Raw genomic sequence first — 24,017 nt, forward strand, 5'->3', positions numbered from 1 at the left:
CACTGTTGATTGAACGAACGCCCCGGCATGCCGGGGCGTTCTGCGTTGGTGCGACAAAAAGCGATCAGTACTGCGCGGTGAGGGTGACCCCGGAGAAGGTCGAGTAGGCCTTCACCCGCACGTGCCAGGTGCCGGCCGCCGGTGAGGTGATCGTGCAGGTTTCGTTGTTGCCGCTGAGGTAGGGGCGGCAGGTGTAGACGGTGTCGGTCGGGGCGCTGCCGGAACGGACGTAGAGATCGGCATCGCCACTGCCGCCGGCGAGGGTGACCTTCAGCTGGCTGCGGCCGGACGGCACGGTCACGGTGTAGGCCAGCGACGCACCGCTGGCGGCGCCGAGGCCGGTGACCGGGACGTTGTTCTGCAGCACGTTGCCGGTGCCCGGGTTGGGGTTGGTCCCGCCCAGGGCGGCCGTCACCGCCGCATCGGCATCGACGATGCCCGCGCCGCAGCCGCCGGAGCAGGCGCCCGGCAACGGCCGTGCGGTGCTCTTGAGCAGGCTTTCGATGGCCGCCGGGCTCAGCGCGGTGGGGGCGACGGACTGGATCAGCGCGACCACGCCGGCCACGTGCGGGGCCGCCATCGAGGTGCCGTTGTAGGAGGCATACGATGCGCTGCCCGGCACCGTGGTGCCGCTGTTGAGGGTGGAGAGGATGCCCTGCCCCGGGGCCGAGATGTCGATGCCGGTGCCGTAGTTGGAGAAGCTGGCGCGGGCGCCGGCCGAGGTCGTCGCGGCGACCGCGATGACGTTGGCGCAGTTGGCCGGCACCGAAGAGGACACGTTGGTATTGCTGTTGCCGGCCGCGACGACCACGGTAGTGCCGCGCGAGACGGCGCCGTTGATCGCGGTCTGGTAGGTGGTGGAGCAGCTGCCACCGCCGCCGAGCGACATGTTGATCACTTCGGCCGGGTTCGCGTTGGCCGGGACGCCACTGACGGTCCCGCCGGACGCCCAGACGATCGCATCGGCGATGTCGGAGGTGTAGCCGCCGCACTTGCCGAGCACGCGCACCGGAACCACCTTGGCGTTGAACGCGGTGCCGGCCACGCCGGTGCTGTTGTTGGTCACCGCCGCAACGGTGCCGGCCACATGCGTGCCGTGCCAGCTGGAATTGGAGGCCGGAATGCCCGCGCCACACTCGTTGGCGGCGTACCAGTCGCCTTCGTCGTTGGGGTTGTTGTCGCGGCCACCGCCGTCGCGCGCCATCGCCGCATCGCTGATGAAGTCATAGCCGGGCAGGATGTTGGCGTTGAGGTCGGGGTGGTTGGTGATGCCGGTGTCGATCACCGCGACCACCACGCCGGTGCCGGTGGCCTTGTCCCAGGCAGGGCGCACGTTGATCGAGGCGTTGCTGGTGCCGAAGCCCCACTGCTCGGAGAAGCGGGTGTCGTTGGGCACCAGGGTGGCCTGCATCAGCTGATCGACTTCGACGTATTCCACGCCCGGGTCGGCGGCCAGGCGACGCATCAGCAGCTCGGCTTCAGCACGGTCCAGTGGCCGGTCGGCCTTGACCACGGTCGGGCCGATCGCCAGCTGGCGCAGCTTCTGCAGGCCCAGCGCGCGGCCCTGGGCCGCCGGCACGGCGGCGGCGGCGGCCTTCAGCGAACTGGCCAGTGCGGTCGGGGTGGCGACCTCGCTGCTGCCATCCTTGTATTTCACGATGAAGCGCTGGTGGGTCGGCGCCGAGGACAGGCCGCTCAACTGCACATCGCCGGCGAACGCCGGCGTGGCCAGCAGCAGGGTCGACAGAACAGAGGCGCCCAGTACAACCAATGCACGCTGACGCAAACGGTGTTGCGAGACATGAGACATCGGATTTCCTTTCAGACAGTGAATGCCGTCGTCGCGGCTGAGAATCCAGGTCCGGTCCGGGGGCTGCTGAAGCGATGGCGCGGATCGGCCCGGTGAGTGAGTCGACGCTAATAGCTTGCTGGCGGATGAACAATGTTTCAGCCGTGCTTCCATGACATGAAATGTCGGATCTGTGACTTTCCGGGTCGAGGGTTTGTGAAAGTGAAGGCGCGCCGGCCATTTTGAACGGTCGAGTTACGTCAACGAATGTCCGAAATGGCTGTCACTGTCCCCGACACCCGGACAACGCTTGCGCATCAATGGCTTGCGACGTTGCCACCGCAGGACAGGCAATAAAAAACCCGCCTGTCGCCAGGCGGGTTTCTTTGCTGCGCTCGGATCGGCAGGGATCAGGCGTCCAGGCGGACCAGCCAGCCGTGACGGTCCGGCAGGCGACCGTACTGGATGTCGGTCAGCTCCTTGCGCAGTGACATCGTCACTTCGCCGGCCGGCGCGTTGAGGTCGCCCACCGAGAAGCCTTCGCCCTTGAGCTGGCCGATCGGGGTGACCACCGCAGCGGTACCGCAGGCGAACGCTTCCACGATATCGCCGGAGGTCACGCCGTCCTTCCACTCCTCCAGGGTGACCTTGCGCTCTTCGACCTTCATGCCGCGGTCGCGGGCCAGCTGCAGGATGCTTTCGCGGGTGATGCCTTCCAGGATGCTGCCCGACAGCGACGGCGTCACCAGGGTGCCGTCCTTGTAGACCAGGAACACGTTCATGCCACCCAGTTCTTCCAGGTACTTGCCCTCGACCGGATCCAGGAACAGCACCTGCGAGCAGCCCTGTGCCTGCGCCTTCTGCTGTGGCAGCAGCGAGGCGGCGTAGTTGCCACCGCACTTGGCCGCGCCGGTGCCGCCCTTGCCTGCGCGTGCGTAGTCGGTGGACAACCAGATCGCCACCGGGGCCACGCCCTTGGCGAAGTACGGGCCGGCCGGGCTGGCGATCACGTAGTAGCCGGCCTTGTGCGCGCCACGCACGCCGAGGAAGGCTTCATCGCCGATCATGAAGGGACGGAAATACAGGCTGGATTCGTCGGCCGACGGCACCCAGCTGGCGTCCACGGCAATCATCTGCTTGAGCGATTCGACGAAGATATCCACCGGCAGTTCCGGCAGCGCCAGGCGCTGGGCCGAACGCTGCAGGCGGCGGCCGTTGGCCTCCGGGCGGAAGGTCCAGATCGAGCCGTCGGCGTGGCGGTAGGCCTTGATGCCTTCGAAGATTTCCTGGCCGTAATGCAGCACCGCGGCGGCCGGATCCAGCTGCAGCGGGCCGTACGGGCGCACCACGGCATCGTGCCAGCCGGTGTCCTTGTCCCAACGCACTTCCACCATGTGATCGGTGAAGTGCAGACCAAAACCGGGGGCGGCCAGGATGCGTTCACGCTCCTCGCTGCTGCGCGGCTGGGCGGAACGGGTGGTGTTGAAGCTCACGGAAGACTGGGACACCGGATATTTCCTGTTCTGGTTACGGGGAACGCCGTGACGCCGGCTGGCGATGGGCGGTTACAGCATGCCGGTTTCGAGCCGGGCGGCCTCGGACATCATGTGACGGCCCCACGGCGGGTCGAACACCAGCTCGACGTCGGCCTCGGCCACCGTCGGGATCATTTCCAGCTTGCTGCGCACGTCATCGACGAGGATCTCGCCCATGCCGCAGCCGGGCGCGGTCAGGGTCATCTTGATGTCGACCTCGCGCTGGCCATCGTCCAGGTGCTTGAGGTCCACTTCATAGACCAGCCCCAGATCGACGATGTTGAACGGGATTTCCGGATCGAAACAGGTGCGCAGCTGCTGCCACACCAGTTTTTCGACCTCCTCGTCGGAGGCATCGGCGGGCAGCTCCAGCGCCGGGGGCGCCTCCTTGCCGATGGCATCGCCATCCTTGCCGGCGATGCGGAACAGATTGCCTTCGACAAAGACGGTATAGCTGCCACCCAGGGCCTGGGTGATATAGCCATAGCTGCCAGCGGGCAGCGTGACCGTTTCGCCCTGCGGGACCATGACGGCCTCGCAGTCGCGTTCGAAGTGGACAGGTTCACTGCTACGGGAATACATGTGGATCGATATGGGGGTCGCGGCCAATTCCCGCAAGGCGACCATTTTAGCCCAGTGGCCGCCCACGCGCCGGTCACCGCGCAAGCCGGTATCCTGTGGGGACTTACAGGAAGATTGCATGTCGCCCACGTCCGTGCCTGTCCGGAGCCGCCACTGGCTCTGGCCCCCGCTGTTTCTGCTTGGTGTCGTCACGGCCGTGCTGGCCTGGTTGTTCATCGCCCTGCTCACCGGCCGCCAGGCCGGCTGGATGGCGGTTCTGGCGGCGTTGGAGATCGCCTTCATGCTGCGTCTGGGCACCCTGCGCGCCGGTACCGCCCGGGTGGTGCTGACCCTGCTGGCCACCGTGCTGGTGGCGCTGGCAGCCAACTGGGGGATCGCTTCGGCCTACCTCGGCGGCGCGATGGGGCTTACCCCGTGGGAATCAGCGTTGCGCATGGGGCCCTATCTGGCCTGGACCCTCAGCGGCCTGGCCAACGGCGCGGTCGAATGGCTGTGGCTGGGCGTGGCGCTGGTCGTGGGTTGGTGGGTGGCGAGGTAACGCCCCCTGCACGCTGCCGCCGAATGCCATCGGTAGTGCCGGCCGCTGGCCGGCTCCTCATGACATCAGAACGGAAACGCGCTGGCATTCAGGCATCGCGTTGAGCCGGCCAGCGGCCGGCACTACCGCAGGTCCGGAGTCGCCGCAGGTCCGGAGTCGCCGCAGGTCCGGAGTCGCCGCAGGTCCGGAGTCGCCGCAGGTCCAGTGTCGCCGTAGATCCGGGGTCGCCGGTAGGTCACGACCGTTGGTCGTGACCCTTGCATCCGCGCCTCAATGCCCGCCGTCGAGCGCCTTCAGTTCGCTCACCAGCGCGCTCGCCGCACCCGCACCATCGCCGTACAGCATGCGGGCGTTGTCGGCATAGAACAGCGCATTCTCGATGCCGGCAAACCCGGTACCCTTGCCGCGCTTGATCACCACCACGTTGCGGGCGTTGACCACGTCCAGGATCGGCATGCCGTAGATCGGGCTGGCCGGGTCGGTGCGCGCGACCGGATTGACCACGTCGTTGGCGCCGATCACCAGCACCACGTCGGTGTTGGGGAACTCGGGGTTGATGTCGTCCATGTCGGCGATCAGGTCGTAGGGCACGCCCGCTTCGGCCAGCAGCACGTTCATGTGCCCCGGCATGCGCCCGGCCACCGGGTGGATCGCGAACTTCACCTTGATGCCGCGATCGATCAGGCGCTGCGCCAGCTCCCACACCTTGTGCTGGGCCTGGGCCACGGCCATGCCGTAACCGGGCACGATCACCACACGCTCGGCGAAGGCCAGCATCGCCGCCACATCGCTGGCCTCGATGGGCTTCTGCGCGCCGCTGATTTCCTGCGCGACACCGCCGCCGCCGAAGTTGGAGAACAACACGCCGCTGATCGGGCGGTTCATCGCCTTGGCCATCAGGCGGGTCAGCAGGATGCCCGCCGCGCCGACCATCATGCCGGCGATGATCAGCGCCTCGTTGCCGAGCACATAGCCTTCGAAGGCCACGGCCAGGCCGGTGAACGCGTTGTACAGCGAGATCACCACCGGCATGTCGGCGCCACCGATCGGCAGCGTCATCAGTACGCCCAGCGCGAGTGCGACCACGAAGAAGCTGATGATCGCCACCGGGCTCAGGGTGACCGCAGCCCAGATGCCCAGCACCACCATCGCCAGCGCGACCAGCAGGTTGAACACCTGCTGCCCCGGGAAGGTGACGCGGCGGTCGAGCCGGCCATCGAGTTTGGCCCAGGCGATGATCGAGCCGGACAGCGACACCGCGCCGATCGCCGAACCGATCACGGCCAGCGCCAGCACCGTCGCCGACGGCTGGCGCGCGGCGAGGTCGGCCAGCGCCTGCTCGCTCCAGTGCGTGGTATCGCGGTTGGTCAGGAACGAGAAGCGCAGCAGTTCCACCGCACCGATCGCCGCCGCCGAGCCGCCGCCCATGCCGTTGTAGAGCGCCACCATCTGCGGCATGTCGGTGATCGCCACGCGCTTGGCCGACCACCACGCCACGCCGGTGCCGATCGCCACCGCCGCCAGGATCAGCGGGATGTTGTGCAGCTCGGGCAGGAAGAACGTCGCCACCGTGGCGATCAGCATGCCCAGCCCGGCCCAGCGGATGCCGCTGCGCGCGGTCATCGGCGAGGCCATGCGCTGCAGGCCCAGCAGGAACAGGGTGGCGGCGACCAGATAGCTCACCTGGACCAGCCACTGCAGCAGTTGCGCGGTGGTCACGTTCAAGGCGTCTTCTCCCCGGCGTCGCGCTTGGCGCTGGGCTTGAACATGTCGAGCATGCGTTCGGTCACCACGTAGCCGCCGGCCGCATTGCCCGCGCCGAGCACCACCGCGATGAAGCCGATGATCTTCTCCAGCGGGGTCTGCGCATGCCCCAGCACCACCATCGCCCCGATCAGCACGATGCCGTGGATGAAGTTGGAGCCGGACATCAACGGGGTATGCAGGATCACCGGCACCCGCGAAATGATCACGTGGCCGGCAATGGCGGCCAGCATGAAGATATACAACGCCACGAACCCGTCGCTCATTGCAGTCACTCTCCCAGGCGGTCATCCCGTCCCCTGCATCATAACCATGCGCTGAACCAATCGGGCGGGCCGGTCAACCGCGACCGCCCTGGGGCGTTCTCACGGTATCCCCCTGCCGGACCGCTACCCTGTGCTGGTGAGCTCTCCCCTACCGTCGACGGATGCCGACCTGCCCGCCACTGCCGAGGTGGCGCTGCCGGTGTCGCTGGATGCCTTCCTGGCCGGCATCGGCCCGCGCGCGTTCCGCTTCGCCGAGGCCGGCCTGCGCCAGCGCGAGGACGCGCTGGATGCGGTGCAGGACAGCATGCTGAAGATGCTCGGCTACCGCGACAAACCCGCCGCCGAGTGGGCACCGCTGTTCTGGAGCATCCTGCGCCGCCGCGTCGTGGATCTGCAGCGCCGCCGTGGCTTCCGCCTCAAGTTCTGGCGCAGCAGCGACGAGGCCGGCGCCGAGCATGACATCGACTGGGCCGACCACGCGCCCGGCCCGGCCCAGGCCCATGAGCAGCGCGATCAGTACGCACAACTGGTGCAGGCGCTGCGGGAGCTGCCCGCGCGCCAGCGCGAGGCCTTCACCCTGCGCGTGCTGCAGGACCTGGACGGCGCCACCACGGCCAAGGCCATGGGCTGCAGCGAAGGCGCGGTCAAAACCCATCTTTCGCGCGCCCGCCAGGCGCTGCAGCAGTCTTTGGAGATCGCCCTGTGAACCGCCCACTGCCCCCTTCGATGCATGACGATGCCGCCCTGCGGCAGCTGCATGCGCAGGCGCTGGATACGCTCTCGCCGGCCACGCTGGCGCGGTTGCGCAGCGCGCGCCATGCGGCCTCGCCGGCCAAGCGGCATGCGCCGTCCTGGTGGATGGCCACCGCCTGTTCGGCGGTGGTCGCGCTCGCGTTGGGCTACAGTTTCCTCCTCGGCGAAGCGACCGCCCCGCCGGCACCGGTGGTGGCGAGCGCGGCCGATGACGGCAGCGACGTTCTCGACGAAAATCCCGATCTGTATGTGTGGCTGGGCAGTACCGACCTGGCAATGGAGTGATGATGAAACTGCGACTGTCCCTGGGGCTGATGTTGCTGACGCTGAGTGCGGCCGGCTGGGCGCAGACCGCCCCGCTGCCGGACTGGGACACACTCAGCCCCCAGCAGCGCGAAGCGTTGATCGCGCCCGTGCGTGACCGCTGGAACGACGCGCCGGCGCCGCAACGCGAGCGCATGCTGCAGCACGGCCAGCGCTGGCTGACCATGACCCCGGAGCAGCGCGCGCAGGCGCACCGGGGCCGCCATCGCTTCGAGAACATGACGCCGGAGCAGCGCGAGCAGGCGCGCGCACTGTTCGGCCAGATGCGCAGCATGACGCCGGAGCAGCGGCAGGCGCTGCGCGACCGCTGGGCGCGGATGACCCCGGACGAACGCAAGGCCTGGCTCAAGGCCAACCCAGCACCGCCGCCGCCGAAGCGCTGAGCGTTAACGGGGACCGTTAACGGCGTTAACGGGGACGGAGGGGATTATTAACTACCTCCGTCCCTGTTAATTCAGGCGGCGACCCAGCGGGTTTTGGCGAGCAGTTCGTCGTCCCAGTCGAAGGTGACCGCGCCGTCTTTCAGGAACAGCGCGACAAAGTTGTAGACGTTGCGGGCGTACATCTCGCTGGCGTGGACCGCGCCCTGGCTGGCCAGGTTGAGCGGGCCATCGATGAGCACACCGTCCAGATCCACTACCTCGCCCGGTTGCGTGGCTTCGCAGTTGCCGCCGGTTTCGGCGGCGAGATCGACGATCACGCTGCCCGGCTTCATCCCACGCGCCATCGCGGTACTGACGATTTTCGGCGCTGGCCGCCCGGGCACCGCCGCGGTGCAGATCACCACGTCCACGGTGCGCAGGTGCTCGCCAAGGCGACGCTGCTGCTCGGCACGCTCTTCATCGGTCAACGGCCGCGCGTAGCCACCTTCGCCGACCGCGCTCACGCCCAGATCCAGGAATTTGCCGCCCAGCGATTCGATCTGCTCGCGGGTTTCCGGGCGCACGTCGAAGCCTTCTACCTGCGCGCCAAGACGGCGGGCGGTAGCAATTGCCTGCAGGCCGGCCACGCCGGCACCGACCACCAGCACCTTGGAAGGACGGATCGTGCCGGCGGCGGTGGTGAGCATCGGGAAGAAGCGCGGCGCGCGCTGGGCCGCGATCAGGGTGGCCTTGTAACCGGCCATGCCGGCCTGCGAACTGAGGACATCCATCGATTGGGCGCGCGTGGTGCGCGGCAGACGCTCCAGCGGGAACGCCTGCAGGCCACGTGACTGGATCAGGCCCGCGCGTTCGGCATCGGCCTGCGGGTGCAGCATGCCGATCAGGCTGGCACCGGACTTCAACCGGGCAAGGCGGTCATTGGACGGTGGCTGCACGCACAGCACGATGTCGGCCTGGGCCAGGCGGCTGTCATCGGCCGGCTGGGCCCCCACGTCCTGATACACCGCGTCGGGGAAGCCCGCCGCCAGCCCGGCACCGGGTTCGAATGCGACGCTCGCCCCCAGCGCGATCAACTTGCGCGCCGTTTCCGGCGTCATCGCCACGCGCCGTTCCCCCGGCGCATGTTCTTTTACCACCAACACCTCGACAGCCATGCCTGTCCCCGACGATCAGCGGAATGTGGGCTGATCGTAACCTGATCGTCCGGCCAGAGTGGCCCCCGGGGTCAATGCACGGTGGCGTTCTTGGTATCCAGGCGATCGATCACACCCTGCATGGCACTGTCGAAGGCGCCATCGTCGATATGCGCGCGCAGGCGGCCCAGGCGCACCATCACGGCCAGTTCTTCCGGCGAGGCGACGCAGAACCGCACCCCGCGCCGGTTGACGAACAGCAGGCGCTGCGAAATCGGGCTCACCCAGGACAGCTTGCCGGCCTGGACCTTGCCGTCCTTGTCGACGAAATCCAGCCAACTGCCGATCTCCAGGCCGCGGAAGCGGTCGGCATCGGCATTGTCGAAATCGCTGACATCCACCTTGCTGCCCAGCTGCACCGCCGCCGATTCCTGCGCCGGCGGCGAAGGCAAGGCCACCTGCGGCAGCTCGGGCAGCGCGCGTTCCAGTTCGGGGCGCGATTCGGCGATGCCCTGCAGGGTGTCGTGCAGCGCGTCGATGGCACTGGTGGCCGCGTCGGCATGCACACCGACACTGGCGAAGACCTTGCGCAGCGCGGGGTGCCAGGCCTGCAGCCACGGCTTGCCGACGATATGCCGGCGCGCCTCGGCCACCTCATCCAGCATCCCATCGGCCAGGCCCAGTGCCTCACCGACCGAGGCGCCGTCTTCGCCTTCGCGCAGCACGGTCAGGGTCAGGTGGTGCTGCCAGGGCTGGCGCAGGAATTCACCGATCGCCTGCGGCAAGGTGGTGTCGCCAATCCGCCGGTCCAGCTCGGTGCTGGCCCGCTGGCGCGCCATTTCGAGCTTTTCCTGGCCGCGCTGGGTCTCGGCGGCACGGCGCTCGGCGATCTCGATCCGGCGCCGGTGCTGGGTCAGGAACTCGCGGAATTCTTCTTCCAGGGTCAGGAAGATCGCCAGGTTCTCGTTGAACTCGGCCACCAGGCGCTCGATGATCTCCTCGACCTTGCCCATCAGCACGCGCTCGGCCTGGCTTTCGCCGGTGTTGCCTTCGCAGGCCTCGGCCAGCGAGTTGAGCAGCTTGCGCGCCGGGTGGGTCTTCTGCACGAACATGCGGCGGTCGAGCATGGCCACCTTGACGAAGGGTACCACCAGCCGGCCGATCAGCTCGCGCGAGCGGCCCTCCAGGTCGCGCTCATCGAGCATCACGTCGAACAGCATGCCGACCAGATCGATCGCGTCTTCATCCTGCGGGTCCAGCCGCGCCTGCGCGGGATCGACCCCGAGCCGGGTCGCGCCGGACAGCACTTCACTCTTCAACCGCTGTGCCAGCGACTCACCGTCTTCACCGATCGCCGCGCGCAGGGTCGCACTGGGCGTGGCCTGCAGCAGCGACAGCACCGACATCATTTCGCGCTGGCTCAGCGGGCGTTGCTGGCCGACCGCGACGCTGGCCGCCGAGGTGGCGTCCTCGCGTACATGACGGGTCTGCTGCAGCAATTCGTGCAGGGCATCAAGCAGCATGCCCTGGTTGCCGCCGAGGCTGTCACCGCCCTCGCCCGGGCCTTCATGTGCTGCATGCGGTCCGCCCTGGAGGCGGCCACGGCTCTCGGCCCAGCGGTCGGCGAAGCGACGGGCCCAGGCCGGTGCCTGGCCCTCTTCGCCCGCCGATCCCATGCTGCTCTCGGGCTCAACACCCTCGAAGGCATCGCGGTCCTCGCGCGGCGGCGATGGCGCGCGCGCGGCAGGCCGGCGCGCGGCCATCTGCGGCATCACGCCCGCTGCGGCCAGTTGTTCATCCAGGTACTCGTAACGCTTGCCGATCGGCTGCTGCAGATCGCGCTCGCACAACTTGATGAGCACCAGCCGCACTTCCGGGGCCAATTCACAATCGGCGAAAGCCTCGTGGATCGCCACACCGAGGTGCTCGGGGCTGATCGGATTGGTATCGGCCTGCAGTTCCAGCCCCCCGGCGATCATGCCCAGGCGGCGGTCCAGACGCGACAGTACCGGCTTGAAGTCACGCAGCAGCACGGTGGCGAAATTGCGCACCGCCAGCCGGGACTCCAGCACGTGTTCGGGCACCAGGCTCAGGCCATCCTCGATCTGGCCGGCCAGGGTGGCCTCGGCAGACAGCGGCTCGCCCCGCTCCAGCGCCTCCCAGGCCTGGGCCAGGTGGGCGCGGAAGCCAGCCACGATGTCGTCCCGGCGGCGGCGCAGCTCGCGCATGCCATCCAGGAACAGCAACTGCGACGCGCCGGCGGTACCGGCACGGTCAAACAGCACGTCATCGAAGCGCGCCAGCACCGTCGAGAACGACTCGACCAGCCCCGGCAGCACGGCCTCACGGGCCATCGTCAACAACGCCGGGTCACGGCCCGGGTGCCCCCCTACATTGGGCGTGGCAATCATGCGAAAAGGCTCCCCACCCTCGCAGGCACTGAGTACAACATGGATACAACGAACGCCGGCGCACCCCATGCGCCCACGTTCGGATGGTAGGCCGGCCGACCGGTCAGAGACAGTGAAACAGTCGACACTTTAAACCTCGTTACCGGTGGCCCGGCAGGCTTTGTATCGTAAGCGGAGCAGGCCGTGGAAGCGAGTACAGCCACGTGAAGGAAGTCCGCTGATTAGGTGATGTTCATCACGTTTTGTCGCAAATTGCACCGAGATCGCCCAAGGCCGTGTCACAAACGGGCGCGACTATAATCGGGGCACCGTGAAGCCAGATTGAGAGCCCATGTCCGTCCCCCCCGCTCTGCACGCCCTGGACGCCCGCCGTTCGGTCCCCGCCAAGCAACTGGGTGAACCCGGGCCCGACCCGGTGACCCTGATGCGGATGCTGAGCTCGGCCGTACGCGTGCCGGACCACGGCAAGCTGGTGCCGTACCGCTTCCTGCGGATTGCCGGCGATGCACGTCACAGTCTGGGCGCCTTCCTGGCCCAGCGCGCCGTCCAGCGCGACCCCCAGGTCTCACCGGCCCAGTTGGACAAAGACCGCCAACGCTTCTCCCACGCCCCGCTGATCATCACCGTCATCGCCAGCCCGCGCCCGAACCCCAAGGTGCCGGAGGCCGAGCAGCTGATGACCGCCGGCTGCGTCTGCTTCGCCCTGCTGCAGGCCGCGCAGGCGTTTGGCTTCGGCGCGCAGTGGCTGACCGCCTGGATGGCCTTCGACCCGGCGGTGCACGCCCACCTGGGCCTGGCCGAGGGTGAGCAGATCGCCGGCTTCATCCATATCGGCACGCCGAAGACCGCGGTCCCCGAACGCGAGCGCCCCGACCCGGCCGCGCTGCTGCAGGACTGGGAGGGCTGAGATGTCCGCCCTTCCCGCCGGCCCCGGCATGGCGCCGCCGCCGCTGCGTGCGCCGCTGTACCTGGTCGATGCCAGTCTGTACGTGTTCCGCGCGTGGCATTCGATGCCCGATGAGTTCCAGGATCAGCAGGGCTGGCCGACCAATGCCGTGCACGGCTTCGCGCGCTTCCTGCTCGACCTGCTCGACCGCGAACGCCCCGCCAACATCGCCATCGCCTTCGATGAAGCCCTGGACAGCTGCTTCCGGCACCGGATCTACGCGGCCTACAAGGCCAACCGCGATCCCGCGCCGGACGCGCTGCGCCGCCAGTTCGCCCACTGCAAGGCGTTGTGCACCGCGCTCGGCCTGGCGGTGCTGGCCCACCACGAGTACGAGGCCGATGACCTGATCGGCAGCGCCCTGCATGCACGCCGCGATGCCGGCATGCGCGGGGTGATCATCTCCGCCGACAAGGATCTGTCGCAGTTGCTGTTCGAGCATGACGAACAGTGGGATTACGCGCGCAACCAGCGCTGGGGCATGGCCGGTGTCAAAGCCCGCCACGGCGTGCATGCGCACCAGATCGCCGATTACCTGGCCCTGTGCGGTGATGCGGTCGACAACATCCCGGGCGTGACCGGGGTGGGGGCTAAATCCGCTGCGGTGCTGCTGGCCCATTTCGGCAGCCTGGACGTGCTGTACGAGCGCCTGGATGAAGTGCCCTTCCTGCGCCTGCGCGGCGCGGCGCAGATGGCAGTGCGGCTGCGCGAACAGCGCGAGCATGCGCTGCTGTGGCGCCAGCTGACCACCATCGCGCTGGATGCGCCGCTGGACGGTGCCGCCGTCGATTTCAGCCGGGGCGTGGCCGATGCACAGATGCTGCAGGGCCTGTGCGATGCACTGCGGTTCGGGCCGTTGACCCGCCGCCGCCTGTTCACCGCCGCCGGCCTGTCCGATTCCTCTTCCGTTGCCAGCGAGTTCGCATGAGCCCCAATACGCAAGCCCCGAAGGTCGTTTTTGAAGGCAAGTACCAGCGCATGGTGGTGCGCGGCACGTGGGAGTACAGCGAGCGCACCCACGCCGGCGGCCTGGCCGCGATCATCATCGCAGTCACCCCGGACGACACGGTGCTGTTCGTCGAACAGTTCCGCGTGCCGCTGCAGGCCAGGACCATCGAAATGCCGGCCGGCCTGGTCGGCGACATCGATGCCGGCGAGTCGATCGAGGTCTCGGCCGTGCGCGAGCTGGAGGAAGAAACCGGCTGGACCGCCGATCACGCCGAGGTGCTGATGATCGGCCCGACCTCCTCCGGTGCCAGCAGCGAAAAGATCGCCTTCGTGCGTGCCACCGGCCTGCGCAAGGTCGGCGAGGGCGGTGGCGATGCCAGCGAAGACATCACCGTGCACGCGATTCCGCGCACCCGCGCCGCCGCCTGGCTGGTCGAGAAGATGGGCCAGGGCTATGAGCTGGACGCCAAGCTGTGGGCCGGCCTGTGGATGATCGAACATCACCTGGACGGCACCCCGCGTGGCTGATGCGTTCACCCCTCCGCACACCGGGGCATCACTGCTGGGGCCGGCCGACCCGGCGCCGTTCACCGTGCATCAGGCGCAGGGCCGCTCGCCCTATCTGCTGATCGCCGACCATGCCGGCCAGCAGGTGCCGGCGTCACTGGCCGGCCTCGGCCTGCCGCAGCACGAGCTGGACCGCCACATCGGCTGGGACATCGGCATCGCCGGGGTCACGGTTGAACTGGCGCGCCTGCTCGATGCGTGGGCGATCACGCAGACCTACTCGCGGCTGGTGATCGATTGCAACCGGCCGTTGGCGTCGCCCACGCTGATGCCGGCGGTCAGTGACCTCACCGTCGTACCCGGCAACCAGCGCCTGTCAGCGCTGCAGCGCCAGCAGCGCATCGAGGCGATCCATGCGCCCTACCATGCACGCATCGATGCCGAGCTGGACACCCGCCAGGCGCAGGCCCGGCCAACGCTGCTGGTGATGATGCACAGCTTCACCCCGGCGATGAATGATGCCGCGCGGCCCTGGCATGCCGGCGTGCTGTACCACCGGGACACGCGCTTTGCGCTTGCGCTGCTGCAGGCGCTGCGCGAAGAAGGCGACCTCGTGGTGGGCGACAACCAGCCCTACGCGGTCAGCAGCACCAGCGACTATGCCGTGCCGGTGCATGGCGAAGGCCGCGGGCTGGTGCACGTGGAGCTGGAGATCCGCCAGGACCTGATTGCCGATGCCGCCGGCCAGTTGGCCTGGGCGCAGCGCTTGGCCCGCATCTTCACCGCCCTGCAGCCGCAGCTGGTCGCCTTGCCGCCTGGGTGATGCCGGCCGTCAGCCGGCTGCGCGCCCACCCGCGCGGGTTCATTCGAGGCACGGCCTGACAGGCACGGCCTCCGGCTGCGGCCGCAGCCACAGCGCCACGCCCACACCCAGCAGCGCGAACAACGCTGCACCGTACTGCGCATGGATCATGCCCTGCAGCGCCCCCTCACTGCTGGCGCCGGCACTGCCACGACCGGCATTGGCCACCATCACCAGCAGCGCCAGGCCCAGCGCGCCGCCAATCTGCTGCGCCGTGGCAGCCATGCCCGAAGCCACGCCCTGCTGCGCGGCGGGCACGCCCTGCCCGGCCACGATCCACATCGCCGTCCAGGTGATGCCCTGGCCAAGGCTGAGCACCACGATGCCCGGCAGCAGCGCCCAGTAGGTCGCGCCGTACGGCAGCGCGACGGCGACCGCGGCGATGCCGATCGCGCCGGCCAGCATGCCCACCGTCAGCACCTGGCGCGGCGAACGCTGCGCGAGCATGCGCTCGGCGATGCGGATGCCGAAGGTGCACACCAGGGTCGGCGGCAGGAACGCCAGGCCCGCCTGCAGCGCGCTCCAGCCGTAGCCATCCTGGTAGTACAGCGCCAGGAAGTAGTACTGCACGCCGTAGCTGCTCATGAACAGCATCGTCAGCAGCATCGCCGCACGCAGGCTGCGCAGGCGCAGCAGCGAGAACTGCATCAGCGGGTCGCGGCTGCGGCGTTCGATCTGCACGAAGGCGGCCAGCATCACTGCCGACACGAGCAGGCAGATCAGCGTGAGCGGCGCCGACCAGCCCCATTCCGGGCCCTGCACCAGGGTGGTCACCAGCAGGCTGCCGCCGAGGGTCACGGTGACGCAGCCAGCCAGATCGAACGAGCGGCTCGCCAGCGGCGCAGGATCGCGCGGCAGCCACCAGCCGCCCAGCAGCGCGCAGCCACCGGCGAACGGCACGATCACCAGCAGTACCGAGGCCCACCCGAAGCTCTGGGTCAGCACGCCGCCGAGCAGCGTGCCCAAGGCCAGGCCGCCGGCGCTGGCCATCGACCAGATCGCCAGCGCGCGATTGCGCGGCGCGCCTTCGGCGTAGATCGTGTTGATCAGCGCCAGCGTGGCCGGGAACAGCAACGCCGCGCCGATGCCCTGCACCGCGCGGGCCGCGATCAGCAGCCACGCACTGTTGCTGAAACCACCGACCAGCGAGGCCAGCGCGAACAGCGCCATGCCCAGCCGATAGACCCGGCGGCGACCGAGCAGATCAGCCGCCCGGCCGCCCAGCAGCAGGCACCCGCCGAAGGCCACCGTGTAGCCGCTGACGATCCACTGCAGCTGCTGGGCATTGATGCGCAGCTGCGCGCCCATCTCGTGCAGGGCGACGAAGATGATCGTGGAATCCAGCGCGATGATCAGCTGGGCGGTGGCCAGCAACGCCAGGGCCAGGCGAGGAAATGCGGGCGCCGGCGCGCCAGCGGGAGACAGGGGGGAGGTCATGCCGACTCGGTACTGCGTAAGAAGGTGGGCAGTCTCATTGATGACGCTGCAGAAATAAACCCGGATACTTCGATATCTGTCATGCATATCCGCATGAATCGGAGACATCCATGGACCTCAATGCCGTGCGCATGCTGGTGCAGGTGGCCGACGCGCGCAGCTTCACCGTCGCCGCCGGGCAGCTGGGGATCAGCCAATCCGGGCTGTCACGGGCGATCAGCCGGCTGGAGAGTGCCCTGGGTGTGCGGCTGCTTCACCGCAATACCCGCAACGTCAGCCTGACCCCGGATGGCCGCCAGTTCGTCGAGCACTGCGCGCCGCTGCTGAGTGGGCTGGAGGATGCCGAGCGCCGGCTGGGTGATCGCCCCTCCACACCCTCGGGCGTGTTGAAGCTGACGGCGCCCTCGATGTTCGGGCGCAAAGTGCTGGTGCCGCTGGCCGGGCAGTTGATGGCGGCGCACCCGCAGCTGCAGTTCGAGCTGGTGCTCAACGACCGGCTGGTGGATCTGGTCGAAGAAGGCTTCGATGCCGCACTGCGCACCGGGCCGATCAGCGACGTGCGGATGGTGGCCCGCCCCCTGCGGCCGTTGAACTGGGTCACGGTCGCCTCCCCGGCTTACATCGCGCAGCACGGGGAACCGGCCACGGTGGATGCGCTGCACGATCACGCCTGCCTGGCGGTGCGCAATCTGCGCAGCGGGCGGCTGGTGGATTGGCAGTTCCGCGAGGCAGAGGGCCAGCTGCGCGAGTTCACCCCGCCGGCGCGGACGGTGTTCGACAGCGGCGACCCGCTGGTGGAAGGGGCGCTGGCCGGGATCGGCATCGTGCAGGTGATGGATTTCGCGGTGGCCGATGCGCTGGCCGACGGGCGGCTGCAGCGGGTGCTGCAGCCCTTCGAGGGCCGCAGCCGGGTGCTGTCACTGGTGTATCCCCCCTCGCGGCAGGCCTCGCCGAAGCTGCAGGTGCTGGCGGAGGCGTTGTTGGGCGGGGATTGGTAACCCGCCGCATCACGACCAACGGTCGTGATCTACCGCGCGACGTCAGGGGTAACACGGTAGGTGCCGACCGTTGGTCGGCACGCCTCCATCAACCCGCGAAACGATCCGTCGCCCGCACCAGCGCGTCGACATTCTCCGCTTCGAAGGCAGAGTGACCCGAGGCCGGGCTGATCTCCAGCGTCGAGTTCGGCCACGCCTTGTGCAGCTCCCACGCGCTCTGCAGCGGGCAGACCACGTCGTAGCGGCCATGCACGATCACGCCCGGGATATCGGCGATGCGGTGCGCGTCGCGCAGCAGCTGTTCTTCCACCTCGAAGAAGCCACCGTTGACGAAGTAGTGGTTCTCGATGCGGGCGAAGGCCAGCGCGAACTGCGGATCCTGATGGCTGTTCACGAAGTCGTCGTCCACGTGCAGGAAGCTGGTGGCGCCTTCCCACACACTCCACGCCTTGGCCGCGGCCAGGCGGGTGGCTTCATCGTCGCTGGTCAGGCGGCGGTGGAAGGCCGAGATCAGATCGTGGCGCTCCACGGCCGGGATCGGCTGGAGGTAGTGCTCCCACGCATCCGGGAACAGGCGGTTGGCGCCTTCCTGGTAGAACCACTCCAGCTCCCAGCGGCGCAGCATGAAGATGCCGCGCAGGACCAGTTCGGTCACGCGCTGCGGGTGGGTCTGCGCGTAGGCCAGCGCCAGGGTCGAGCCCCAGCTGCCGCCGAAGACCTGCCAGCGATTCACCTTGAGGTGCTCGCGCAGCTTCTCGATATCGGCGACCAGGTCCCAGGTGGTGTTGTCGACCAGGTCCGCGTGCGGCGTGGAACGGCCGGCACCGCGCTGGTCGAACAGGATGATCCGGTACTTGGCCGGGTCGTGGAACTGGCGCATTTTGTCGCTGCAGCCGCCGCCCGGGCCACCGTGCAGCATCACCACCGGCTTGCCGTCGGGATTGCCGCACTGCTCGAAGTACAGCGTATGGCGGTCATCGACCTTCAGGGTGCCGACGTCGTAAGGGGTGATGGCGGGATACAGCGTACGCATGACAGGAACTCCATGTGGAATGACAGTCGCCGCATCACGCTGCGCGGCGGCCCGGTGGACAGGCCATTCTAGCCTCGGGGTCGCCGCAGGGCCGGCACGCACTCAGGCGGGCAGACAGCCCAGGCTCACCCGGTCACGCTGTTCCAGATCGTGCTCAGTGGCGACCGACTGGAAACCGGCGTCCCGCAGCAGCGCGCGGATCGCCTCGCCCTGGTCCCAGCCGTGTTCGATCAGCAGCCAGCCGCCGGGAAGCAGGTGTGCTGCTGCACCGGCGATGATCAGCCGGATGTCGTCCAGCCCATCAAGACCGGCGGCCAGCGCGGTGGCCGGTTCGAAGCGCAGGTCGCCCTGGGCCAGGTGCGGGTCGTCGCTGGCGATGTACGGGGGATTAGTGGCGATCAGATCGAAACGCTCACCCGCCAGCGGCGCGTACCACGCACCCTGCCGGAACTGGACGTTGCCCAGTGCGTGGCGCTGCGCGTTGCGTGCCGCCACCGCCAGGGCCGCCTCGCTGAGGTCGGTCGCCACTACCTGCGCCTGCGGGCGTTCGCTGGCCAGCGCCAGCGCGATCGCGCCACTGCCGGTGCCAAGGTCGGCGACCCGCAAGGCGGTAGCGTCGGGCAACCGTGCCAGCGCCAGCTCGACCAGCAGCTCGGTCTCCGGGCGCGGGATCAGGGTGGCCGGGCTGACCTCAAGATCCAGGGTCCAGAAGCCGCGGCGGCCCAGCAGGTACGCCACCGGCTCACCGGCCAGGCGTTTGGCCAGCAGCGCCTCGAACGCCGCCACCTGCGCCGGCTCGACCGGATCGGTGGCATGCGCGAACAGCCAGCTGCGCTCGCGTTCCAGCACCTGCAGCAGCAACAGTTCGGCCTCATGGCGGCCTTCCACGCCGGGCAATCGGGTGGCGGCGTCGGCGAGCAGCTGGCGGACAGGTGGCGGGGTGGCGGTCATGGCGGGAGGGAGCAACATCGGGGCGCGCAGTGTAGTGCACCGGCCCTTGCGCCCCGGGTGCGCGCGCCGGCCGTCCGCGACCGGCAGCTTGATTGAATCCAAGCATGGCAACTCACATATACATGCATGTGCACTATCGATTTCCGCCTGACATCGGGCCGGATCGGCACCGCGTCGCCTGCGATCGTTCAGCTTTCCCCCACAACGAATATGCAGAAGCTATTGCACTGATCACACGTTCCGGCGCCCTGGTCATTGCGCTGCAACGGTTCTAACGGATCTGGCCCTCATCATTCATCGCAGGATCAGACCACTTTGATAGCCTATGACTATCGCATAGATGCAATCAATGGATTGTTCTTATGGGAACGGAGCCGCTAACCTGTGTTGGTCGCTTCACCCACCCCCTTCACCAAGAGGAACAACGATGTCGCTCATCAACACCCAGATCCAGCCGTTCGAAGCCAACGCCTACCAGAACGGCGAGTTCATCAAGGTCTCCGACAGCACCCTGAAGGGTCACTGGTCCGTGCTGATCTTCATGCCGGCCGCGTTCACCTTCAACTGCCCGACCGAGATTGAAGACGCCGCCGATCATTACGCCGAGTTCCAGAAGGCCGGCGCCGAGGTCTACATCGTCACCACCGACACGCACTTCTCGCACAAGGTGTGGCACGAAACCTCGCCGGCCGTCGGCAAGGCCCAGTTCCCGCTGGTCGGCGATCCGACCCACCAGCTGACCAACGCCTTCGGCGTGCACATTCCGGAAGAAGGCCTGGCCCTGCGCGGCACCTTCATCATCAACCCGGAAGGCGTGATCAAGACCCTGGAGATCCACTCCAACGAGATCGCCCGTGACGTCTCCGAGACCCTGCGCAAGCTGAAGGCTGCCCAGTTCACCGCCGCCAACCCGAACCAGGTGTGCCCGGCGAAGTGGAAGGAAGGCGAAAAGACCCTGACCCCGTCGCTGGACCTGGTCGGCAAGATCTAAGCCGCTCCTCATCCCCATCCCCGCCCGCCGGGGATGGGGGTGAACCCAAGCCGGTGCCCCACGCGCCGGTTTCGGTTCACCCCCATGTCGCGCAGATGCACCCGCGGGGTGCGTCGACGCTGCCACCTTGCCTGATTCAAGGAGTTTTTCGATGTTGGATGCCAACCTCCAGTCCCAGCTGAAGACCTATCTGGAACGTGTCACCCGTCCGATCCAGATCACGGCGCACGTGGATGACGGCGCCAAGTCGCAGGAAATGCTCGAGCTGCTGAACACGCTGACCACGCTCTCCACGCAGATCCGCCTGGACGTGCGTCGCGACAGCAACGAGCGCACGCCCTCCTTCGCACTGACCACGCCGGGTCAGGACATCCATCTGGTGTTCGCGGGCCTGCCGATGGGCCATGAGTTCACCTCGCTGGTGCTGGCGCTGCTGCAGGTCGGTGGTCACCCGTCCAAGGCCACCGCCGAGCTGATCGAGCAGGTGCGCAATCTGGAGGGCGAGTACCGCTTCGAAACCTATTTCTCGCTGTCCTGCCAGAACTGCCCGGACGTGGTCCAGGCACTGAACCTGGCAGCGGTGTTGAACCCGCGCATCCAGCACGTGGCGATCGATGGCGGCCTGTTCCCGGCCGAGGTCGAAGCGCGCCAGATCATGTCCGTGCCGACCGTGTACCTCAACGGCGAGGTGTTCGATCAAGGCCGCATGACGCTGGAGCAGATCGTGGCCAAGCTGGACACCGGCGCTGGCAAACGCGATGCCGAAAAGCTGAGCGCCAAGGCCCCGTTCGATGTGCTGGTGGTGGGCGGTGGTCCGGCCGGTGCAGCCGCGGCGATCTATGCCGCACGCAAGGGCATCCGCACCGGTGTGGCCGCTGAACGTTTCGGTGGCCAGGTGCTGGATACGATGGCGATCGAGAACTTCATTTCCGTCAAGGAAACCGAAGGTCCGAAGCTGGCCGCGGCGCTGGAACAGCATGTGCGCGAGTACGACGTGGACATCATGAACCTGCAGCGCGCCACCGCGCTGGTGCCCGCCGGCGATGACGGCCTGGTCGAGATCACCCTGGAGAATGGCGCGTCACTGAAGTCGCGCTCGGTCATCTTGTCCACCGGTGCGCGCTGGCGCCAGATGAACGTGCCCGGCGAAGATCAGTACCGCAACAAGGGCGTGGCGTACTGCCCGCATTGCGACGGTCCGTTGTTCAAGGGCAAGCGCGTGGCGGTGATCGGCGGTGGCAACTCCGGCGTGGAAGCGGCGATCGATCTGGCGGGTCTTGTGACGCATGTGACCCTTCTGGAATTTGATGACAAACTGCGGGCCGATGAAGTACTGCAGAAGAAGCTGCGCAGTCTGGGCAACGTCACCATCATCACCAGCGCCCTGACCCAGGAAGTGCTGGGCGATGGCCAGAAAGTGACGGGCCTGGTCTACCAGGACCGCGTCGGTGGCGATTCGCACCGGGTGGAACTGGAAGGCATCTTCGTGCAGATCGGTCTTCTGCCGAATACCGAATGGTTGAAGGACACGGTGGCCCTGTCACCGCGTGGCGAGATCCTGATCGACGACCGCGGCCAGACCAGCGTGCCGGGTGTCTTCGCCGCAGGCGATTGCACGACCGTTCCGTACAAGCAGATCGTCATCGCCATGGGCGCCGGGTCCACTGCGGCACTGAGCGCCTTTGATCACCTGATCCGCACCTCCGTTCCCAAGAGCAGCGGCGCTGTCGCCGAAGCTGCCTGAAACGTCCGGTTCCCGGTTCGCCGGGAACCTTGTCTGTCTGCTGGGTAAGCCACGCCATCACCCGGTCCATTACCGTTAGAGGTCCAAGGAAATGAACCTACGTGATTTGAAGTATCTGGTGGCGCTGGCCGACCACCGCCATTTCGGCAAGGCGGCCGCCGCCTGCTTCGTCAGCCAACCCACCCTGTCCACCCAGATCCGCAAGCTCGAGGACGAGCTGGGGTTGCCGCTGGTGGAGCGTGCACCGCGCAAGGTCATGCTCACCCCGGCCGGGGTGGAAGCGGCCGCGCGTGCCCGCACCATCGTGGCCGAGGTGGAGCAGATGAAAGAAGCCGCGCGGCGCAGTCGCGATCCGGAAGCCGGCACGGTGCGGCTGGGGATCTTCCCCACGCTGGGGCCGTACCTGCTGCCGCATGTGATCCCCAACATCCGCGAACGCTTCCCGCAACTGGAACTGCTGCTGGTCGAGGAAAAAAGCGACGAGCTGCTGACCCGCCTGCGCGAGGGCAAGCTGGATGCCGCCCTGTTGGCACTGCCGCTGGATGATGATCAGCTGCACGCCGAGTTCCTGTTCGAAGAGCCCTTCCTGCTGGCGGTCTCCCAGCAGCACCCGCTGGCACGCCGCCAGCATCTGGATGTACAGGAACTGTCCTCGCAGAAGCTGTTGCTGCTGGAAGACGGGCACTGCCTGCGCGACCAGGCGCTGGCGGTCTGCCGGTTGTTCGGTGCCAACGAAAAATCGGAGTTCCGCGCGACCAGCCTGGAGACGCTGCGGCAGATGGTGGCCGCCGATGTGGGTATCACGCTGCTGCCGACACTCTCGGTCAAGCCGCCGGTGCCGCGCTCGGACAACATCCGCCTGCTGGATTTCAGTGGCGATGACCGTCCCAGCCGCCGCATCGCGATGGCCTGGCGCCGCAGTTCGGCGATGACCGGCTTCCTGGAGCAACTGGCCCAGCAGTTCAAACGGCTGCCGCAGGGCCTGTTCGCACTGGAGTCGACCGATGTCCCGGCGGTCGCGGCCACGCCGCTTCCACGCGCCGGCTGAGCCTGGCTGAACCGGCCGGCGGGGCCGATATGCCGGACGGGTCGCATCCGACTACGATTGTCAGCACAATAGAACGAGGCGGTGCCAGCAGGCGCCGCCTTTTTGCATGGGTCTTCCACAAACGCAAGGAGCTACACCATGTCCACTTCCAGCGGACTGCCCCCTTCGATCATCGTTTCAAGCCACGACATGGACCGCCTGGATGCCATGCTCGAGTCTCCCGCCGTCAGCCAGACCCCCGCCGGGATTGCCCTGGCCGAGGAACTCAACCGCGCGACCGTTGTGGCGCCGGACCAGGTTCCCGAGGGCACCGTCATGATGCATTCGCGCGTAGAGTGCGAAGATGAGCTGCAGAACGAAAAGCACGTTCTGACGCTGGTCTATCCGCGTGAAGCCGATGTTGAACAGGGCAAGGTATCGATCCTGGCACCGGTGGGCACCGCCCTGCTCGGCCTGTCGATCGGCCAGACCATGGATTGGGTGGCACCGGGCGGGCGCAAGCTGCGCCTGCGGGTGACCGCCGTCCATCACCAGCCCCACGCCTGACCCTGCCTGCTGCGATCCGCGCAGGTTCCACCGTTTCGTCCCAGGAGTTGCAATGAGCACCGTTTCGCTGTCCAAACTCTCCCAGCTGCGTGATCTGTCCGTGGTGGTCGCCGATACCGGCGACTACGAGGCGATCAAACGTTTGAAGCCGGTCGACTGCACGACCAACCCCACCCTGGTGAAGAAAGCGCTGGACCTGCCGGTGTATGCCGATCTCATCGAGCGCGCGCTGGCCTGGGGCCGCGAGCAGACGGGTGAGCGCGAGACCATCGTGCACGCGGTGGCCGATCGCCTGACCGTGGGCGTGGGCACCCTGCTCAGCACGCTGGTGCCGGGCCGGGTCTCGACCGAGGTCGATGCCGACCAGGCGCATGACACTGCGGCCACGGTGGCCAAGGCGCGCCAGTTCATCGCCATGTACGAAGCGGCCGGCGTGCCGCGCAGCAAGGTGCTGATCAAGATCGCGGCAACCTGGGAAGGCGTGGAAGCGGCGCGCCAGCTGCAGGCCGAAGGGATCGACTGCAACCT

Annotated in this window: 24 protein-coding genes; 14 read left to right on the plus strand and 10 right to left on the minus strand. The window is 67.7% G+C overall.

Annotation, left to right across the window (positions count from 1 at the left end; genetic code table 11):
* Positions 1-64: 64 nt before the first annotated feature.
* From AC1DIQ_RS18300 to sufT, 3 genes are all read right to left on the minus strand, one after another.
* Positions 65-1,810 (minus strand): S8 family peptidase, encoded by a 1,746-nt coding sequence (locus tag AC1DIQ_RS18300; RefSeq protein WP_478050554.1) that lies wholly within the window; start codon positions 1,808-1,810, stop codon positions 65-67.
* Between the two features lie 389 nt (positions 1,811-2,199).
* Positions 2,200-3,297 (minus strand): branched-chain amino acid aminotransferase, encoded by a 1,098-nt coding sequence (locus AC1DIQ_RS18305; protein ID WP_478050555.1) that lies wholly within the window; start codon positions 3,295-3,297, stop codon positions 2,200-2,202.
* 57 nt (positions 3,298-3,354) lie between these two features.
* Entirely contained in the window at positions 3,355-3,906 is a 552-nt protein-coding gene (gene sufT, locus AC1DIQ_RS18310) for a putative Fe-S cluster assembly protein SufT (protein WP_019182393.1), read from the minus strand.
* Positions 3,907-4,024: 118 nt separating this feature from the next.
* On the opposite strand from sufT, the gene AC1DIQ_RS18315 reads away from it, so the two are divergent.
* Positions 4,025-4,444, plus strand: a complete 420-nt coding sequence (locus AC1DIQ_RS18315) for a hypothetical protein (protein ID WP_121044590.1) — start codon at positions 4,025-4,027, stop codon at positions 4,442-4,444.
* Between the two features lie 270 nt (positions 4,445-4,714).
* Here the strand turns inward: AC1DIQ_RS18315 and AC1DIQ_RS18320 are convergent, their stop codons facing one another.
* Both AC1DIQ_RS18320 and AC1DIQ_RS18325 read right to left on the minus strand, forming a co-directional pair.
* The gene (locus tag AC1DIQ_RS18320) at positions 4,715-6,169 is read right to left on the minus strand and encodes an NAD(P)(+) transhydrogenase (Re/Si-specific) subunit beta (RefSeq protein WP_282262583.1); all 1,455 of its coding nucleotides are present in this window, start codon (positions 6,167-6,169) and stop codon (positions 4,715-4,717) included.
* Positions 6,166-6,474: an NAD(P) transhydrogenase subunit alpha part 2 gene (locus AC1DIQ_RS18325; protein WP_121044596.1), complete on the minus strand. Its 309-nt coding sequence runs from the start codon at positions 6,472-6,474 to the stop codon at positions 6,166-6,168. Before AC1DIQ_RS18325 ends, AC1DIQ_RS18320 begins: the two co-directional genes overlap by 4 nt.
* A 130-nt stretch (positions 6,475-6,604) precedes the next feature.
* Here AC1DIQ_RS18325 and AC1DIQ_RS18330 point away from each other — a divergent pair, with 130 nt between their 5' ends.
* Genes AC1DIQ_RS18330 through AC1DIQ_RS18340 form a run of 3 tightly spaced genes read left to right on the plus strand, consistent with a single transcriptional unit; the run spans position 6,605 to position 7,934 of the window.
* Positions 6,605-7,180 carry an RNA polymerase sigma factor gene (locus AC1DIQ_RS18330; protein WP_282262585.1) on the plus strand — a complete coding sequence of 192 codons (576 nt, stop codon included), beginning with the start codon at positions 6,605-6,607 and terminating at the stop codon, positions 7,178-7,180.
* Positions 7,177-7,512 (plus strand): hypothetical protein, encoded by a 336-nt coding sequence (locus tag AC1DIQ_RS18335; protein ID WP_428999845.1) that lies wholly within the window; start codon positions 7,177-7,179, stop codon positions 7,510-7,512. Before AC1DIQ_RS18330 ends, AC1DIQ_RS18335 begins: the two co-directional genes overlap by 4 nt.
* Positions 7,512-7,934, plus strand: coding sequence for a DUF3106 domain-containing protein (locus tag AC1DIQ_RS18340; protein WP_152153910.1), 423 nt, complete (start codon positions 7,512-7,514; stop codon positions 7,932-7,934). Before AC1DIQ_RS18335 ends, AC1DIQ_RS18340 begins: the two co-directional genes overlap by 1 nt.
* Positions 7,935-8,005: 71 nt before the next feature.
* Here the strand turns inward: AC1DIQ_RS18340 and AC1DIQ_RS18345 are convergent, their stop codons facing one another.
* Both AC1DIQ_RS18345 and AC1DIQ_RS18350 read right to left on the minus strand, forming a co-directional pair.
* Positions 8,006-9,088: an NAD(P) transhydrogenase subunit alpha gene (locus AC1DIQ_RS18345; protein WP_478050556.1), complete on the minus strand. Its 1,083-nt coding sequence runs from the start codon at positions 9,086-9,088 to the stop codon at positions 8,006-8,008.
* Positions 9,089-9,159: 71 nt separating this feature from the next.
* Positions 9,160-11,478 carry a DUF1631 domain-containing protein gene (locus tag AC1DIQ_RS18350; RefSeq protein WP_478050557.1) on the minus strand — a complete coding sequence of 773 codons (2,319 nt, stop codon included), beginning with the start codon at positions 11,476-11,478 and terminating at the stop codon, positions 9,160-9,162.
* Positions 11,479-11,809: 331 nt separating this feature from the next.
* On the opposite strand from AC1DIQ_RS18350, the gene AC1DIQ_RS18355 reads away from it, so the two are divergent.
* The 4 genes from AC1DIQ_RS18355 to AC1DIQ_RS18370 are packed head-to-tail and all read left to right on the plus strand — an operon-like array spanning position 11,810 to position 14,702.
* Positions 11,810-12,385: a nitroreductase family protein gene (locus tag AC1DIQ_RS18355; protein ID WP_282262592.1), complete on the plus strand. Its 576-nt coding sequence runs from the start codon at positions 11,810-11,812 to the stop codon at positions 12,383-12,385.
* Between the two features lies 1 nt (position 12,386).
* A complete protein-coding gene (locus AC1DIQ_RS18360) occupies positions 12,387-13,352 on the plus strand; it encodes a 5'-3' exonuclease (protein ID WP_478050558.1) in 966 nt (321 codons plus the stop codon).
* Positions 13,349-13,900: an NUDIX hydrolase gene (locus AC1DIQ_RS18365; protein ID WP_121044619.1), complete on the plus strand. Its 552-nt coding sequence runs from the start codon at positions 13,349-13,351 to the stop codon at positions 13,898-13,900. Before AC1DIQ_RS18360 ends, AC1DIQ_RS18365 begins: the two co-directional genes overlap by 4 nt.
* Positions 13,893-14,702: an N-formylglutamate amidohydrolase gene (locus AC1DIQ_RS18370; protein ID WP_478050559.1), complete on the plus strand. Its 810-nt coding sequence runs from the start codon at positions 13,893-13,895 to the stop codon at positions 14,700-14,702. Before AC1DIQ_RS18365 ends, AC1DIQ_RS18370 begins: the two co-directional genes overlap by 8 nt.
* Before the next feature lie 39 nt (positions 14,703-14,741).
* Here AC1DIQ_RS18370 and AC1DIQ_RS18375 read toward each other — a convergent pair whose 3' ends face one another.
* Positions 14,742-16,178 carry an MFS transporter gene (locus AC1DIQ_RS18375; protein WP_478050560.1) on the minus strand — a complete coding sequence of 479 codons (1,437 nt, stop codon included), beginning with the start codon at positions 16,176-16,178 and terminating at the stop codon, positions 14,742-14,744.
* Between the two features lie 110 nt (positions 16,179-16,288).
* Between AC1DIQ_RS18375 and AC1DIQ_RS18380 the strand changes: the two genes are divergently transcribed.
* Positions 16,289-17,176 carry a LysR family transcriptional regulator gene (locus tag AC1DIQ_RS18380; RefSeq protein ID WP_121044627.1) on the plus strand — a complete coding sequence of 296 codons (888 nt, stop codon included), beginning with the start codon at positions 16,289-16,291 and terminating at the stop codon, positions 17,174-17,176.
* Between the two features lie 88 nt (positions 17,177-17,264).
* Here the strand turns inward: AC1DIQ_RS18380 and pip are convergent, their stop codons facing one another.
* Both pip and prmC read right to left on the minus strand, forming a co-directional pair.
* On the minus strand, positions 17,265-18,209 hold the full coding sequence (pip, locus tag AC1DIQ_RS18385; protein WP_478050561.1) for a prolyl aminopeptidase: 945 nt from the start codon (positions 18,207-18,209) through the stop codon (positions 17,265-17,267).
* 102 nt (positions 18,210-18,311) lie between these two features.
* On the minus strand, positions 18,312-19,160 hold the full coding sequence (gene prmC / locus AC1DIQ_RS18390) for a peptide chain release factor N(5)-glutamine methyltransferase (RefSeq protein WP_478050564.1): 849 nt from the start codon (positions 19,158-19,160) through the stop codon (positions 18,312-18,314).
* A 427-nt stretch (positions 19,161-19,587) separates the two neighbouring features.
* Between prmC and ahpC the strand changes: the two genes are divergently transcribed.
* The 5 genes from ahpC to AC1DIQ_RS18415 all read left to right on the plus strand — a co-directional run.
* A complete protein-coding gene (gene ahpC, locus AC1DIQ_RS18395) occupies positions 19,588-20,151 on the plus strand; it encodes an alkyl hydroperoxide reductase subunit C (RefSeq protein WP_121044636.1) in 564 nt (187 codons plus the stop codon).
* Positions 20,152-20,302: 151 nt separating this feature from the next.
* Positions 20,303-21,895, plus strand: coding sequence for an alkyl hydroperoxide reductase subunit F (gene ahpF / locus AC1DIQ_RS18400; protein WP_478050562.1), 1,593 nt, complete (start codon positions 20,303-20,305; stop codon positions 21,893-21,895).
* Between the two features lie 91 nt (positions 21,896-21,986).
* Complete coding sequence (oxyR, locus tag AC1DIQ_RS18405) at positions 21,987-22,943, plus strand: DNA-binding transcriptional regulator OxyR (RefSeq protein WP_152153882.1); 957 nt, start codon at positions 21,987-21,989, stop codon at positions 22,941-22,943.
* Positions 22,944-23,081: 138 nt separating this feature from the next.
* Complete coding sequence (rnk, locus tag AC1DIQ_RS18410; RefSeq protein WP_019182413.1) at positions 23,082-23,489, plus strand: nucleoside diphosphate kinase regulator; 408 nt, start codon at positions 23,082-23,084, stop codon at positions 23,487-23,489.
* Between the two features lie 52 nt (positions 23,490-23,541).
* Positions 23,542-24,017: transaldolase family protein (locus AC1DIQ_RS18415; protein ID WP_478050563.1), on the plus strand; the 476-nt coding region annotated here is incomplete at its 3' end.

It is taken from the genome of Stenotrophomonas sp. 05L413 (assembly GCF_056397945.1).

Coding starts and splice junctions, on each gene's coding strand:
- pip (WP_478050561.1), bottom strand. CDS start 18,209: ATGCGTACGCTGTATCCCGCCATCACCCCTTACGACGTCGGCACCCTG.
- AC1DIQ_RS18300 (WP_478050554.1), bottom strand. CDS start 1,810: ATGTCTCATGTCTCGCAACACCGTTTGCGTCAGCGTGCATTGGTTGTA.
- AC1DIQ_RS18360 (WP_478050558.1), top strand. CDS start 12,387: ATGTCCGCCCTTCCCGCCGGCCCCGGCATGGCGCCGCCGCCGCTGCGT.
- sufT (WP_019182393.1), bottom strand. CDS start 3,906: ATGTATTCCCGTAGCAGTGAACCTGTCCACTTCGAACGCGACTGCGAG.
- AC1DIQ_RS18380 (WP_121044627.1), top strand. CDS start 16,289: ATGGACCTCAATGCCGTGCGCATGCTGGTGCAGGTGGCCGACGCGCGC.
- AC1DIQ_RS18340 (WP_152153910.1), top strand. CDS start 7,512: ATGATGAAACTGCGACTGTCCCTGGGGCTGATGTTGCTGACGCTGAGT.
- AC1DIQ_RS18325 (WP_121044596.1), bottom strand. CDS start 6,474: ATGAGCGACGGGTTCGTGGCGTTGTATATCTTCATGCTGGCCGCCATT.
- AC1DIQ_RS18355 (WP_282262592.1), top strand. CDS start 11,810: ATGTCCGTCCCCCCCGCTCTGCACGCCCTGGACGCCCGCCGTTCGGTC.
- AC1DIQ_RS18350 (WP_478050557.1), bottom strand. CDS start 11,478: ATGATTGCCACGCCCAATGTAGGGGGGCACCCGGGCCGTGACCCGGCG.
- AC1DIQ_RS18375 (WP_478050560.1), bottom strand. CDS start 16,178: ATGACCTCCCCCCTGTCTCCCGCTGGCGCGCCGGCGCCCGCATTTCCT.
- prmC (WP_478050564.1), bottom strand. CDS start 19,160: ATGACCGCCACCCCGCCACCTGTCCGCCAGCTGCTCGCCGACGCCGCC.
- ahpC (WP_121044636.1), top strand. CDS start 19,588: ATGTCGCTCATCAACACCCAGATCCAGCCGTTCGAAGCCAACGCCTAC.
- AC1DIQ_RS18315 (WP_121044590.1), top strand. CDS start 4,025: ATGTCGCCCACGTCCGTGCCTGTCCGGAGCCGCCACTGGCTCTGGCCC.
- ahpF (WP_478050562.1), top strand. CDS start 20,303: ATGTTGGATGCCAACCTCCAGTCCCAGCTGAAGACCTATCTGGAACGT.
- AC1DIQ_RS18365 (WP_121044619.1), top strand. CDS start 13,349: ATGAGCCCCAATACGCAAGCCCCGAAGGTCGTTTTTGAAGGCAAGTAC.
- rnk (WP_019182413.1), top strand. CDS start 23,082: ATGTCCACTTCCAGCGGACTGCCCCCTTCGATCATCGTTTCAAGCCAC.
- AC1DIQ_RS18345 (WP_478050556.1), bottom strand. CDS start 9,088: ATGGCTGTCGAGGTGTTGGTGGTAAAAGAACATGCGCCGGGGGAACGG.
- oxyR (WP_152153882.1), top strand. CDS start 21,987: ATGAACCTACGTGATTTGAAGTATCTGGTGGCGCTGGCCGACCACCGC.